Genomic DNA, 16,281 nt, shown 5'->3' on the forward strand with positions numbered 1-16,281 from the left:
TTATATTAAAGAGAGAAAGTCATGTTCTTAATTGATTCACATTGTCATCTTGATCAGTTAAATAGTTGTTTATTAGAAGATAAGTTTGAAAAAATATTAAAAAGAGCAGATGAAAATTATGTAAAAAAATTTTTAACAATATCAACTTCAATTGATAATTTTCAAAAATCAAAAAAATTATTAAAAAAATATAAATCTATTTTTTATTCTTGTGGAGTTCATCCCTTACACTGTCACAAGGAAATAAAAAAAATATGTCAATTAGAACAACTATCTTTATCTAAACGTGTTATAGGACTAGGAGAAACAGGTTTAGATTATTATTATTCTGCTGAAACAAAAAATATACAACAAAAATTTTTTCGAGAACACATTAGAATTGCAATAAAATTGAATAAACCAATTATAGTACATACTCGAAATGCTATAAAAGATACAATAAAAATATTAAAGCAAGAACATGCAGAAAAATGTGGGGGTATTTTACATTCATTTACTGAAAGCGAAGAATCAGCACTAAAATTATTAGAAATGGGATTTTATATTTCTTTTTCTGGAATTATCACTTTTAAAAATTCAATAGATCTGCGTAAAACATTAAAAAAAATACCATTAGAAAAACTATTAATAGAAACAGATTCACCATATTTATCTCCTGTACCACATAGAGGAAAAAAAAATCAACCTGCATATTTACTTGATATAGCAAAAAAAATTGCTTTTATAAAAGAAATACATCTAGAAGAATTAGCAAAAATTACTACAAATAATTTTTTTAAATTATTTAATTTAAATCTTTAATATAAATATATTATTTAATTAATTTGAGATCTTACATATACTTAGGAGTTTTTTTAATATGTTTAAAAATGTATTTGCAAACCTTCAAAAGGTTGGTAAATCACTCATGTTACCTGTTTCGGTATTACCCATTGCAGGAATACTTCTTGGAATAGGATCCGCTCATTTTAGTTTAATACCAGAAACTATTTCTCAGATTATGGCACAAACTGGGGGTGCTATATTTTCTAATATGCCATTAATTTTTGCTATTGGTGTAGCTCTTGGATTTAGTAATAATGATGGCGTGGCTGCATTAGCTGCCGTTGTTGCTTATAGTATACTCATTCAAACATTATCGGTAGTTGAACCAATTGTATTAAACATGCACATAAATGAAATAAAAAATAATAATATTTCTGATATTGGCATATTAGGAGGAATTATAGCTGGTTTGATTTCTGCATATATGTTTAATAAGTTTTATAGAATTCAATTACCTGAATATTTAGGATTTTTTGCTGGAAAAAGATTTGTCCCTATTATTTCAGGATTATTTTCAATATTTATAGGCTTGATATTATCTCTTGTTTGGCCAACTATTGGATATAAAATTCAAATTTTTTCTGAATGGGCTGCTTATCAAAATCCTATTATTGCTTTTTCTTTATATGGTGTGGTAGAAAGAGCATTAATACCATTTGGCTTACATCACATATGGAATGTTCCGTTCCAAATGCAAATTGGAGAATATAAAAATGCTATAGGACAAATTTTTCATGGTGACATTGCAAGATATATGGCAGGAGATATAACTGCTGGAAATCTATCAGGAGGTTTTATCTTTAAAATGTATGGACTTCCAGGAGCAGCCTTAGCAATTTGGCATGCAGCTAAAAAAGAAAATAAATCTAAAATAGGAAGTATTATGATTTCTGCTGCTTTAACAGCTTTTTTAACAGGAATTACAGAACCAATTGAATTTTCTTTTATATTAGTAGCTCCAATACTATATGTTATTCATGCAATTTTAGCTGGATTATCCTTTCCATTATGTATTTTATTAAATATGCGTGCTGGCACAAGTTTTTCTCATGGATTTATAGATTTTATCGTTTTAAGTGGACACAGTAATAAAATACTTCTTTTCCCAATTGTTGGTATTTGCTATGGTCTTTTATACTACGGTATATTTTATTTTTTAATTACTACATTCGATTTAAAAACACCAGGACGAGAAGAAAATAAAAAAAATATATTATTTAAAAATAACACTGAATTAGCGCCATATATCATTAAAGCATTAGGTGGTAAAAATAATATAAAAAATTTAGATGCATGTATTACTAGATTGCGAATTACAGTTGTAGAAACATCAAAAATAAATCAAGATAGCTTAAAAAATCTCGGCGCAGCAGGAGTATTTATTGCAGGATCGGGAGTACAAGCTGTTTTTGGCACTAGATCCGAAAATATAAAAACAGCAATAGATGAATATATAAAAAATACATAAAAGTGATGGGTGAGCAAAATTCGACTCGCCCTAGTATTAATTTTATTACATCGTAATTTTTAAGATAAAAAACAAAAGTATTTTATGAAAAATAACCATTTAATTTTTAAAAAAATAATAAAAAAAGAAATACCAGCAAAAATCATTTACGAAGATAAACTAATAACTGCATTTGAAGATATAAAACCGAAAGCACCTGTACATATATTAATTATTCCCAATATTTTTATAGAAACATCGAATGAAATTAATAAAAAAAACAAATATATCTTTTCACATATGTTTTATATTGCAATAAAAATAGCGAAAAAAAAGAAAATAAGTCAAGATGGATATAAAATTATACTGAATTGCAATAAAAATGGAGGACAAGAAATAAATTATCTACATATTCATTTGTTAGGAGGGAAAAAACTAAAAGCACTATATTGAAAAGATATCAATTTTTTTAAAATTACAAATGTTAATTTATTAAAATTTAATATTATTTATATTTTATAAATAGATGTTTTTTAAAAAGATAATTTTTTTAATTCTAAAAATTACATAAAAAAAGTTGTTATATATTAAATTATTAAAAAAATAGTATTTTCTTAAAAACTAATTAATGTAATTGATCATCAATTTTAAAAAAATTAACACTAAATTAAATAATAATGCATTAAATATTAATAATGTTATAGAAAAAAATTCAAGATATTATGTTAATAAATATATTATTAATGCATAAAACTATCTTTTTTTTAAAATTTATATTTGTCAAAAAATACAAGGGACTTTTTGTACTATAAAAATATTGCTTTCTACTGAAACATAAAATATAAAAATTTTCTGATATTTAAATCAATTTTTTATTTATAAATCAGTAGAAAGTTCTTATTCTTAATTTAAATATTAAAAATTTATAAAAAATAAGATTTTTTTTCTAAATAATACTAGAATTGATAAACTACCCCAGCTCCAATAATATTATCTGTAGGAATCTTATATTTTTGAACAAACGTATTGCTATCTTTTAACAAATTAATTTGGTAGTTCATATATGTCGAAACATTTTTGTTAAATTCATAACGAGTAGAAATATTAATTTGTTTAGATAGATTTAATTCATTTAAATTTTCATCATTTGAATTATGTCCTTTAGAATCTAAATAACTTAATGAAGGATGAAATCCAGATTCAAAATTATATTCTGCAATTGCTTCAATATTTTCTGTTGTGTTAATATAATTCTTACTATTAGCAGGATCAGGTGTTAAATTACGTGCAGCACCATAAAAAGCAGCAATATATATATTATGAGCGTCATATTTAAAACCTAATCCATATGAATCTACAGACTTACTTTTTAAATCTTTTTTATCAGATGGCAATCTATCAGATGTAAAACAAGAACCCACTGCAGTTAGTCCAGAATCGCTTTCATATTTTAATGATGCGCCCCAACCAGAGCTATTTTGCTGCTTAGAGGATCTATTTTTATTTTCATCTTGATATTGTAATGCAAAACTAACACCATCTATCATGCCAAAAATATTGTGGTTTCTATAAGTAAGTAAACTATTATTTCTGCCTAACATATAGTTATCATTATATCCAAATACACTATTATTGTTGATATATGGAACATGATTTATTAAAGATTGTGCATCATGAATTATACCATAATTACGACCATAGTCTATTGATCCCCAATTACCATATTTTAAACCAGCATAACCTAAACGAACGGTATTAGGTTGTTGTTTATCTATTAAATCTTCTGGCATAAAAAAATCAGTTTTATATTCGATTTTTGCATAACTAGACAATTTATCAGTAATGTTTATTTTTCCTGCTAATCCTAAAATAGAATTTGTATTATCTTCCTTAGATGTAATTTCAGTAGATAAAAATTTATTAGAAAAATTATGATTCGGGTTAACAACACCATATAATTCTAACTTGTTACCATTTTTATTAAATAATTCTACAGCGTTTGCTGAACCGCTAGCAGCAAATAAAATTGGTATTAAAACTGCTAAAGATTTACTCTTTTTCATAATTTTAAGTTACCTTATTAGTAAATATAATTTTATTCAAAATAAATTTAAATAAACTTTGTTTTTTAAATTTTTTCGCTATCAAAAATACTAAATTAATAAATAATTTCAATAAAAAACCAATTAAAAATTAGCATTTTTCACAGTGCGTGGAAATGGAATAATATCTCTTACATTTGACATTCCACTAATGTAAGCTACTAAACGCTCAAAACCCATTCCAAAACCTGAATGATGAACGGTACCATAACGACGAAGATCTCGATACCACCAATAGTTTTCTTTTTTTAAACCTAATTCTGATAAACGTAAATCTAAAACTGTAATTCTTTCTTCGCGCTGAGATCCACCAATTAATTCTCCAATCCCTGGAACTAATAAATCCATTGCAGCTACTGTTTTGTTATCGTCATTTAATCTCATATAAAATGCTTTTAATTCCTTAGGATAATTAGTTATTATTACAGGAGATTTAAAATGTTTTTCTACAAGATATCGTTCATGCTCAGAATTTAAATCACATCCTATAGAAACAACATTTTTAAATGGATAACAAGAATCTAATAAAATATTTATAGCATCTATATAATTTATACGTATAAATTCTGTTGACACAAAATTTTCCAGACGATTAATTATATCACTATCAATATAATTTTTAAGAAATTTAATGTCCTTTATACAATTTTTTAAAACGCATTTACAAATATATTTCAACATATCTTCAGCAAATGTTGATATTTGATGTAGATTAAAAAAAGACGATTCGACTTCAAGCATCCAAAATTCTGCTAAATGACGACTAGTATTAGAATTTTCAGCTCGAAACGTAGGACCAAGAGTATATACTTTTGATAAAGAACAAGCATACGCTTCTAAATTCAGTTGTCCCGAAACAGTTAAAAAAGATTCTTTGCCAAAAAAATCTTTTTTAAAATCAACGGAACCATTTTTTTTTCTAGGAATATTATTCATATCTATTGTTGAAACACGGAACATTTCTCCTGCACCCTCTGTATTAAGAGAAGTAATAATAGGAGTAGGAATCCAATAATAACCTTTTTTATGTAAAAAATGATGTAATGATTGAAATATCTCATTTCGTATTCTAACAATTACTCCAATTAAATTGGTTCTAGAACGTAAATGTGCAAATTCTCTCAAATGTTCTATACTGTGTTTTTTTGCAGATATAGGATAAGTCTCTGGATTTTTAATCCATCCTAATATTTTAATTTTTTTTGCTTTTATTTCATATTTTTGTTCTTTTCCGATAGATAAAATAAGTTTCCCACTTATTTCAATAGAACAACCAATAGTTAAATATATTATATCTTTATAATAATTACACAAAGTGTTGTTTGCAATAACTTGTATAGAATCAAAACATGAACCATCATAAACTGTGATAAAAGAAAAACCAGACTTTGAACTTCTACAACTTCGCACCCATCCAGATATAGTAATTAAAGTATTTACTATAATACCATCTTTATAAATTTCTGATATTGATATTGCACTCATAACTTTTTCCTTATATCTTCTTTTTGACAAGTCTATTAAAAAGAAATACATTAAAGTAGATGGTTTGAACTAAAATTTTAATGGTAAATTAAATTCTTTACACAAAGAATTCATAAACTCTTTATCTAAACAAAAAGTTTTACCTGGACTATCAGATAACTTAGCCACTGGTTTGCCATTACACTGAACTAATTTAATTACAATATTTAATGGTTCAACACCTGGAATATCACAAGTTAATTTTGTTCCAATACCAAATACAACATTTGTTCTATTATTAAATTTTTTATAAAGAGATATAATCTTTTTAAAATTTAAATTATCTGAAAATAATAATGTTTTAGTAGTAGGATCAATTCCTAAACGCTCATAATGATTAAGTGCTTTCTCACCCCATTTCACTGGATCTCCTGAATCATGTCTTATGCCTTGATAAGATTTAGAGAAAAATAAATTAAAATCGCGTAAAAAAGAATCCATAGTAATACAATCTGTAAGAGCAATACTTAAATATTGGTTATATTGACACAACCATTTTTTTAATGCTAATACTTGACTATCTCGTAAATTAGAACTAATTTGTTGATGTGCTTGAAACCATTCATGAGCCTGCGTTCCTACTGGTAGTAATTTTAAAATACGCGATATATGATAATTACTTGAACCAATCAAAAAAGGAAATTTATCTTTTAATCTTTTTAAAATTGAGTATTGTACATTATAAGAAAATCGTCTTCTTGTTCCAAAATCAACAATTTTTAAACGAGATAAATCTACATGACAATTTTTTTGAAAAAATTCTGTCAATTTTTTATCTAAATGTTGCACTGCAAAATTAGAAGTAATATTCGGATAACGGTTTCTATGAAAAATTTCACTAATTAATGACAAAATAGGAACTTCCCATAAAATCACCTCTTTCCACAATCCACTTATCTGAATGTGTAATTGACCATGATAGTTTTTTACTTTTACTTGTGTAATATTATAACGAAATTTTTTTAACCAGTGTAAATATTCTTTTTTCAAAAATGGAAAAGATGTCATATAAAGATATTCTTCATGACTGAGAGACAAAGAAGACATCATATTAATTTGATCTAGTAATATTTTTGAATAACAACCTAAAATATTAGGTCCTCGACAAATTAATTGAGCAACTACATTTACATTCTTGTAATGATAAAAAACAGCTTGTTGCATATGAAGTTTGTATGCATCAGTATCAAGTAATGTTTTAACTATTGGATGATTATATCGTTTCATAGTATATCTGTTTTTTAATATATTTTTTTATAGAATAATTATTCTTATATAAAATATTAAAAAAATAATAAAAATTAATCATAATATATGTAAAAATATAACATAAATAAAAAAGTTATCAATTTTTGACAAAATATCTTTTTATTAAAAATTAAAATTATTTCAAATTTTTTATTTTATTTAAAAAAAATATATAAATATATTTATATATTACATAAATTAATATTCTAATTTTGAATAAATTCTTCATTTATTTCAACAAGGGATTATAATGTTTTACTATTTAATTCGTAAACTTTTATTTTTAATTGATCCTGAAAAAGCACATGTACTCACATTAAAATTCTTCAATCTTAAAAATTTTCAAATTATAAGAAAAATGTTTATTAAACCTATTCCATCAAAAAAAATTAAATGTATGGGTTTAATTTTTAAGAATAGAATTGGCTTAGCAGCGGGATTGGATAAAAACGGAGATTATATAGATTCTTTATCTACAATAGGATTTGGTTTCATTGAAGTAGGAACAGTCACACCAATTCCTCAATATGGAAATCCCAAACCTAGAATTTTCAGAATACCTGAAGCAGAAGCTATAATTAACAGAATGGGTTTTAATAATCTTGGCATAGACTATTTAATAAATAACATAAAAAAATCTAAATTTAAGGGAATAATTGGTGTAAATATAGGTAAAAATAAAAATACAAAAATTGAAGATGCAGTAAAAGATTATTTGATTTGTATAGAAAAAGTTTATCCTTATGCTAGTTATATTACTATTAATATTTCTTCACCAAATACAATTCATTTAAGAAAACTACAGTATGGTGCATTATTTAATGATTTATTAGATAAAATAAAAAAGAAACAAAATAAAATGTATCATAAATATTCCAAATATGTACCAATAGCAATTAAAATTTCTCCAGATCTATCAAAAGATGAATTAATTTATATTTGCTATCAACTAATTCAATATAAAATAGATGCAGTTATTGCAACTAATACAACATTAGATCATTCATCTGTATATGGAATGAAAAATAGTCTAGAAAAAGGAGGATTAAGCGGATTACCTTTACAAAAAAAAAGCACTGATATAATATCAATACTATATAAAAACCTTAAAAAAAAAATACCTATTATTGGAGTTGGGGGGGTAAATTCTATACGTTCTGCTAAAGAAAAAATTCAATCTGGAGCTCATTTAATACAAATATATTCTGGATTAATATATCACGGACCAAAACTCATTACAAAAATAATTAAAAATTTGTAAAATATAAAATTTATTTTTAAAAGAACTATTTTAAAATAATCATAATAATAAATTAAAAAAATGAATTACTTATTTGCTAGCACATTTTTTGGATGTGAAAAACTTTTAGAAAAAGAACTATTTCTTTTGGGAGCTAAGAATTTAAAAATAATAACAGGTGGTATTTATTATGAAGGAACAGATGTAACACTATATAATAGTTTATTATGGAGTCGTATTGCCACAAAAGTTTTTTTATGTATTAAAAAATTTACAATAAAAAATAATAATGATTTATATATACATATTCGTAAAATTAATTGGACTAAAATATTAAATTCAGAAAAAAATTTTTCAGTTGTTTGTAAAAATATCAATAACAATACTCAAAAAAATTTATTAATGTCATTAAAAATAAAAAATATCATTTTTAATCAATTTTATCAGAAATATTATACTTGTCCTAAAGTAAATCTTATTAATCCTGATCTTCTTGTTGTATTATTTTCCGTCGAAAATATGATACACATTATGTTAGATCTTAGCGGAGATGCATTATATAAAAGAGGATATCGTTTGTTTTCTAAAAATACTACTATTCAAGAAAATTTAAGTGCAGCAATTATATTAACGTCAGGATGGAAAAAAAATATCCCACTAATAGACCCAATGTGCGGATCAGGAACACTAGTCATCGAAGCAGCAATGATTTCTTCTGATAAAGCACCTGGACTGGACAGAAAAAAATGGGGATTCCAATCATGGAAAGGATATCGTAAAAATATATGGGAGAAAGTTTTAAAAGAAGCACAAGAAAGATTTAAAATAGGTATAAAAAACTGTTTTAAAAATTATCACATAGGATATGATTATGATTCAAATATTATACAGATAGCTCAAAAAAATGCAATTAAAGCAAATTTAGAAACTATTATTAATTTTTCAACGTGTAACTTAAATAATCTTAAAAATCCGTATAATGAAAAAAATCATGGAATCATAATAAGTCATCCTCCTTGTGAATCTAAAAATAATACTGAAAGTAACTTAATATCTTTATATGTTCAATTGGGATTTATATCAAAAAAATATTTTAAAAATTGGAAATTAGCAATATTAAGTTCTTCAAAATTTTTGTTAAGTTTTTTACAAATGCAATCATACGAAAAAATTTTCTTTAAAAATAGTTCATTAGAATATATTTTAAAAAAATATAAAATATTTTCAAATATATGTAATGATAGAGATTTTATAGAAGATTATAAAAATAGATTAAAAAAAAATATTATAGAATTAAAAAAATGGACCGATTACAAAGAAATAGAATGTTTTCGCATATACGATGCAGATTTACCGAACTATAAAATTATTATAGATGTTTATAAAGAATGGATTGTAATTCAAGAATACCAAGCACCAAAAATAATAAATTATAAGAAAGCACATAAAAGATTATGTAATGCTATTTTTTATAGCAAAGAAATATTATCTATTTCTATAAACAATATAGTAATAAAAGTCAGGAAAAAACAAAAAAATAACCAACAATACCAAAAACTTTTTGAAAAAAATACTTTTTTTATAGTAAAAGAATATCATACAAAATTACTAGTAAATTTAGTGGATTATTTAGATACTGGTTTATTCTTAGAAAATCGTCTTGTAAGAAAACTATTGGGTGAAATGTCTAAAGGAAAAGATTTTTTAAATTTATTTGCATACACTGGTACTGCTAGCGTTTATGCAGGATTAGGAAATGCAAAAAGCACCACAACTATAGATATATCTAAAACCTATATAAAATGGTCTATTCGTAATATGTCTATTAACAACTTAATAGGAAATAAACATTATTTTATTCAAAAAGATTGTTTAAAATGGATTATTTCAACTAATAAAAAATTTGATTTAATTTTTTTTAATCCACCTAATTTTTCAAATTCTAAAAGAATGGATAAATGTTTTGAATTAAAAAGAGACTATATTAATATACTTATAAATCTAAAAAAAATTTTACGTAAAAATGGAAATATTATTTTTTCAAGTTCAGTAAACAACTTTGAAATTAATTATAACGATATAAAAAATATAAATTTACATGCTAAAAAAATTACTAATCTAGTAAAATCAAAAGATTTTTCAAAAAAAAACTATCATTCTTGGAATGTAACACACATTTTATAAATTTAAAAAAAGAGAAATTTATGTCGCTCATTAGTATGCAAGATGCTTCTTTATCATTTTGTGATGTAGAAATATTAAATAAAGCTACTCTTTATATAAAAAAAAACGAACGAATCAGTTTAATTGGTAAAAATGGAGCTGGAAAATCAACTTTACTAAAAATAATTAATAAAAAACAAGATTTAGATTATGGTTCTATTGTTTATCAGAAAAATATAAAAATATCTTATTTAAAACAAGAAAATATAAATAATTTAAATATTTCTATATACGATTTTATTAAAAAAAAATTTAAAAAAGAAATAAATATTAACGAAAAAATAGAAATAGAAAAAATTATTAAAATATTTCAGGTTAATAAAAACTCTTTACTTTCAGAGCTATCTGGAGGATATGTAAGAAAAATTGCATTAGGTTCAGTATTATTAAGAAATCCTGATATATTATTACTTGATGAACCTACAAATCATTTAGATATTAATACAATTATATGGTTAGAAAATTCCCTAAAAAAATTTTCCGGATCAATATTATTTACATCGCATGATAGATCTTTTATACAAAATATATGTACTCGAATTATTGATCTTGATAGAGGAAAATTGACATCTTTTCCAGGTAATTACAAAGAATTTTTAAAATTGAAAAACGAACGTAATCACATTGAAAAAATTAATAAAAAATTATTTGATCAAAATTTAGAAAAAGAGGAAACATGGATTAGAAAAGGAATTAAAGCTCGTGCTACTCGAAATGAAGGCCGAATAAAAAATTTAAAAAAATTACGAAAAGAAAACGAAAATTATAAAAAAATAGAAAATTTTAGTGATATTCAAATCAATGAAATAAAAAGTTATCCAGGAAAAATAATTTTTAAATTAAAAAATATCAATTTCTCTATTAAGAAGAAAATTATTATTAAAAATTTTTCTTCAATAATACAATATGGTGAAAAAATAGGACTAATAGGTAATAATGGATCTGGAAAAAGTACAATGATAAAAATACTTATGGGAGAAAATAAAATTCATGAAGGTTCTCTTCATTCTGGAAAGGGATTAAAAATAGCATATTTTGATCAAGACCGATCTATTCTAGATTCTAATAAATCTATTTTAGAAAACGTTAATCACGGAAGAGAAAAAGTTATATTAAATGGAAAAGAACAGCATATAATAGGATATCTAAAAAAATTTTTATTTAAATCAAATCAAATAAAATCTTTAGTAAAAACTTTATCTGGAGGGGAAGCTAATAGATTATTATTAGCAAAATTATTTTTAAAACCAAGTAATGTTTTAATTTTTGATGAACCGACAAACGACTTAGATCTAGAGACTCTTCAATTGTTAGAAAATATTATTATTAAATATTCAGGAACTGTTTTTATAGTAAGTCACGATAGAAATTTTATTGAAAATACTGTAAATAAATATTGGATTTTTAAAGGCGATGGACTAATTAACACACATTTTAGTTCATATAATGAATTTAAAAAAGAAAAAAACAAAAAAAAGGAAAAAATATGTAAATTAAAAAAAAATAAAATCAATAGCAATACATTGAAAATAAAAAAAGAAATTCAAGAAACAGTAAATAAAATAGAAAAAATAGAAAATAACATTAAAAAGTTACAAATTAAAATGAACGAACCCAATTTCTTTAAAAAAAATATTCTGCAACAATTACCAATATTAAAAGAATTTAATATAGAAGAAAAAAAACTAGAAAGTACAATAACATATTGGGAAAATTTAGAAAAAAAATTATAAAATTTTTTTTAAAAAAACATTCTACATATGTTCCATGCAATCTTTAGAACAACAATTTTTGAAATTAATAGTACAATTATCACATTGAATAAAAAGAAGGTGACACGAATTAAAAGCGCAATTTACATATCTATCCGAAGGTTTATTACATTGTTTACAAAATGATATAATTTCATCTGAAACTTTTTCACTCATACGATTATCAAAAACAAAATTACTCCCTTTAAATAAAATTGGTTGTTTATTTTTTTTAGCATCATTAACATAACCAATAATCCCACCTTTAATATGATAAATATATTTAAAGCCATTAAAGCGCATCCAAGCCGTGGCTTTTTCGCATCGGATGCCACCTGTACAATACATTACAATTTTTTTATCCTTATTATTATGCATAATCTTAATTACTTTTTTTAACTGTTCGCGAAAAGTTAAACTTGGAATTTCTATTGCATTTGGAAAATGACCAATTTCATATTCATAAGAATTTCTCATATCTATAAAAATTGTTTTTCGATCATTTAGCATGCAATTAACTTCTTTAGATTCAATATAAATACCAATATCTTTAGAATTAAATTCTATATTTTTAATATCATCAAAAACAAGATTTTTTTTAATTTTAACAGAAAGAACCCAAAATGCTTTTATATCATGATTTAAAGATTTATTAATAAATAAGTTATTAAGTTTTGGATCAAAATTATGTAAAAAATTTTTTATTAAAGGGTAGAATTTTACAGGTATACTAATTTGGGCATTAATCCCTTCACTAGATATATATACTCTTCCTAAAACATTGTATTGATAAAATTTTTTATAAATTTGATCTCTATATTCCTGTATATTTTTAATTGGAAAATATTTATAAAAAGAAACTATAAAACAAGATGTTGAATTAGTTAAGATATTTTTTTTTAGTTCTTTTTTAGAATAACGATTATATAAATTTGACATAATAAAAAACCTTTTAGTAAAATTTTTTTTAAGCATTATTGTGTTTAGAATGAATTTTAATATATTCTAATTGATGAGATAAAGTTAAATATGTTTTATTTAAATTTTTTAACGTTTTTATTTTTTGATTTATTATATCTTTAGGAGCAAAACGTAAAAACTTTTGATTTGATGTTGTTTCTTTATAAATCAAAATCTTTGATTTTATTTTTTCTATTTCTGTACTCAATCGCTTTAATTCATCTTCTCTATTAACTATTTTAAGGATAGGAACTAAAACATTTACTTCATCAATAACTTTTTTAATGGATAAAGAAGGTTCATGACTATCTTGGGAAAGAATAGTAATTTCATTTAAATAAGCAATATTTTTTAACAAAAATGTATTTTCTTTAATTAATTTCTTTTTTTTAGAACTAATATTTTGTAAAAATAATGGTAATAATTTAGTAGAACTAATTTTCATTTTAATTCTAATATTACGTAAAAAAATAATAATTTTTTGTATCCAACTTATATTAGATAGTACATTCTTATCGGATAATTGGTTATTATATTCTGGAAAAGGCTGAAGCATAATTGTTTTATTATTGATATTTTTAATTTTTTTTACGCGCTGCCAAATAGATTCTGTAATAAAAGGAATAATTGGATGAGATAATCTTAAAAGTAATTCTAAAACATAAATTAAAACATTTTTGGTATTATATACTTCTTGAAAAGAACCTAATTTTATAATTGATTTAACAAATTCTAAATACCAATCACAAAAAACGTTCCAAATAAAGTCATATAAAATATTTGCTGCAGTATCAAATCGATAAGCATCCAATGATTCACGATATAATTGCACTGTTTTATTAAACTTAATTAATATCCATTTATTTACTGATAGCATGCTTTCGTCAAGTAAAAAATTAAAATAAACGTGATCTTTAGTATTCATTAAAACAAAACGACTAGCATTCCACAATTTATTACAAAAATTACGATATCCCTTTAACCTATTCATATCCCATTTTATATCGCGCGTATTAGAAGCTAATGCGGAAAAAGTAAAACGCAAAGCATCTGTTCCTGTTGCATCTATTCCATGGGGAAATTGTTTTATAGTAGATTCGCGGATTTTTTCAGAAAAATGAGGTTGCAATAAATTACTTGTTCTTTTTTTAATTAAATTCTGTAAAGAAATACCATCAATCATATCTAAGGGATCAATCACATTACCTTGTGACTTAGACATTTTTTTTCCTTCTTCATCACGTATTAAACCTGTAATATAAACATCTTTAAATGGAACTTGAGGTTCTCCATGACAATCTTTTACAAAATACATTGTTAACATAATCATTCGAGCAATCCAAAAAAATATAATATCAAAACCGCTCACTAATACATTAGTTGAATGAAACATTCTTAAAAATTCTGTTTTTTTAGGCCAACCTAATGTAGAAAAAGTCCATAAACCTGAAGAAAACCAAGTGTCTAATACATCACTATCTTGATATAACATAATATCTTTAGATATATTGTACTCTTTTCGTATTGTTTCTTCGCTATGTCCTACATATATATTTTTTTTATTATCATACCATACCGGAATACGATGACCCCACCATAATTGACGAGAAATGCACCAATCTTCAATATTTTTCATCCAAGATAAATACATTGCTTCATATTGAACAGGTATAAATGTGATCTTTTTATTTTTTACAGCATGAATAGCTAATTTAGATAATTGTAATGTTTTTAAGTACCATTGATTAGTTAACATTGGTTGTATAATAATACCACTGCGATCACCATAAGGAACTAAAAGATTGCACTCTTTAGTGTGTTCTAACAATCCTAATTTTTCTATCTCATGAACAATTTTTTTTCTTGCAGATAAAATATCTAAATTCTGTAATTTATCTGGAATAAAAGAACTATAAATATCAGATTTTTTACCCTGATAGTCATAAATAGAAAATTTATTTTTAATCTTTCCATTAAATGTAAAGATATTGATCATAGGTAATTTATGACGTTGACCTACTTCATAATCATTAAAATCATGAGCTGGAGTAATTTTTACGCAACCGGTATCTTTTTTTAAATCTGCATAATTATCTCCAATTATAGGTATTATCCTGTTAACAATAGGACATATAACAAATTGACCAATCAAATAATTATATCTTGAATCTTTTGGATTAATAGCTAAAGCAGTATCGCCTAACAAAGTTTCTGGTCTAGTTGTAGATACTAATAAATATTTAATTTTAATATTTTTATTATTATTTTTTAAAATTGGATAACGAATAAACCATTTCTTGCCATTTATTAAACGATGATCTACTTCTAAATCCGATATAACTGTTTCTAATTTAGAGTCCCAATGTACCAATCTTTTTTTTCGATAAATTAAATTGTTTTTATATAAAATGATAAAGGCTTCTCTAACAGCATGGCAAATATCAGGATCTAAAGTAAACTTCTCACGTCCCCAATCGACAGAATTTCCTAATCTCCTCATTTGTTTTGTAACAGATACATTAGATTTTTTTTTCCATTCCCATATTTTTTTAATAAAATCGTTTCGATTGTAATCTTTTTTGGTTTTTTTTTCTTCTATATAAATTTTTCGTTCAATTAAAATTTGTGTAGCTATTCCTGCATGATCTGTTCCAACTTGCCATAATGTATTCTTGCCTTGCATTCTATTATAACGTATTAATATATCCATAATAGTTTGCTGAAATGCATGTCCCATATGTAAATTCCCTGTAATATTAGGAGGTGGCATCATAATACAAAAAGTTGGTTTATTTAAATTTTTATTGGGTTTAAAAAAATCATTTTTTTCCCAAAAATCATATAAACGTTCTTCAATATCTTTAGGGTTATAATTTTTTTCCATTTTTCTTTTTCTTTATTTATTAAAAAAGCGATATTACTATTTTAAATGTATTTATAATATATTTGTTTAACTTTAAT

At 23.9% G+C, this 16,281-nt stretch carries 11 protein-coding genes; 6 read left to right on the forward strand and 5 right to left on the reverse strand.

The features are described from left to right. The first annotated feature begins 21 nt into the window (after positions 1-21). The 3 genes from AB4W74_RS01800 to AB4W74_RS01810 all read left to right on the forward strand — a co-directional run bounded on the left by AB4W74_RS01800 (position 22) and on the right by AB4W74_RS01810 (position 2,725). Positions 22-801, forward strand: a complete 780-nt coding sequence (locus AB4W74_RS01800; RefSeq protein ID WP_367681763.1) for a TatD family hydrolase — start codon at positions 22-24, stop codon at positions 799-801. Between the two features lie 58 nt (positions 802-859). Then, positions 860-2,293, forward strand: coding sequence for a PTS glucose transporter subunit IIBC (gene ptsG / locus AB4W74_RS01805; protein WP_367681764.1), 1,434 nt, complete (start codon positions 860-862; stop codon positions 2,291-2,293). An 84-nt stretch (positions 2,294-2,377) separates the two neighbouring features. Beyond that, the gene (locus AB4W74_RS01810) at positions 2,378-2,725 is read left to right on the forward strand and encodes an HIT domain-containing protein (RefSeq protein WP_367681765.1); all 348 of its coding nucleotides are present in this window, start codon (positions 2,378-2,380) and stop codon (positions 2,723-2,725) included. 503 nt (positions 2,726-3,228) lie between these two features. Here AB4W74_RS01810 and AB4W74_RS01815 read toward each other — a convergent pair. The 3 genes from AB4W74_RS01815 to pncB all read right to left on the reverse strand — a co-directional run bounded on the left by AB4W74_RS01815 (position 3,229) and on the right by pncB (position 7,125). Next, the gene (locus AB4W74_RS01815; RefSeq protein WP_367681766.1) at positions 3,229-4,335 is read right to left on the reverse strand and encodes a porin; all 1,107 of its coding nucleotides are present in this window, start codon (positions 4,333-4,335) and stop codon (positions 3,229-3,231) included. Positions 4,336-4,458: 123 nt separating this feature from the next. Further along, positions 4,459-5,859, reverse strand: coding sequence for an asparagine--tRNA ligase (gene asnS, locus AB4W74_RS01820; protein WP_367681767.1), 1,401 nt, complete (start codon positions 5,857-5,859; stop codon positions 4,459-4,461). 69 nt (positions 5,860-5,928) lie between these two features. Next, a complete protein-coding gene (gene pncB, locus AB4W74_RS01825) occupies positions 5,929-7,125 on the reverse strand; it encodes a nicotinate phosphoribosyltransferase (protein WP_367681768.1) in 1,197 nt (398 codons plus the stop codon). Positions 7,126-7,396: 271 nt separating this feature from the next. On the opposite strand from pncB, the gene pyrD reads away from it, so the two are divergent. Genes pyrD through AB4W74_RS01840 form a run of 3 tightly spaced genes read left to right on the forward strand, consistent with a single transcriptional unit; the run spans position 7,397 to position 12,342 of the window. After that, entirely contained in the window at positions 7,397-8,407 is a 1,011-nt protein-coding gene (gene pyrD / locus AB4W74_RS01830; RefSeq protein WP_367681769.1) for a quinone-dependent dihydroorotate dehydrogenase, read from the forward strand. 60 nt (positions 8,408-8,467) lie between these two features. Continuing rightward, complete coding sequence (gene rlmKL, locus AB4W74_RS01835; RefSeq protein ID WP_367681770.1) at positions 8,468-10,570, forward strand: bifunctional 23S rRNA (guanine(2069)-N(7))-methyltransferase RlmK/23S rRNA (guanine(2445)-N(2))-methyltransferase RlmL; 2,103 nt, start codon at positions 8,468-8,470, stop codon at positions 10,568-10,570. 20 nt (positions 10,571-10,590) lie between these two features. Further along, positions 10,591-12,342, forward strand: coding sequence for an ATP-binding cassette domain-containing protein (locus AB4W74_RS01840; RefSeq protein ID WP_367681771.1), 1,752 nt, complete (start codon positions 10,591-10,593; stop codon positions 12,340-12,342). 21 nt (positions 12,343-12,363) lie between these two features. On the opposite strand, the gene AB4W74_RS01845 is transcribed toward AB4W74_RS01840, so the two are convergent. After that, entirely contained in the window at positions 12,364-13,299 is a 936-nt protein-coding gene (locus tag AB4W74_RS01845) for a rhodanese-related sulfurtransferase (protein WP_367681772.1), read from the reverse strand. 28 nt (positions 13,300-13,327) lie between these two features. After that, complete coding sequence (locus tag AB4W74_RS01850) at positions 13,328-16,204, reverse strand: valine--tRNA ligase (RefSeq protein ID WP_367681773.1); 2,877 nt, start codon at positions 16,202-16,204, stop codon at positions 13,328-13,330. Between the last annotated feature and the right edge of the window lie 77 nt (positions 16,205-16,281).

Source organism: Buchnera aphidicola (Hyalopterus amygdali) (assembly GCF_964059015.1).
Lineage (GTDB): Bacteria > Pseudomonadota > Gammaproteobacteria > Enterobacterales > Enterobacteriaceae > Buchnera > Buchnera aphidicola_BN.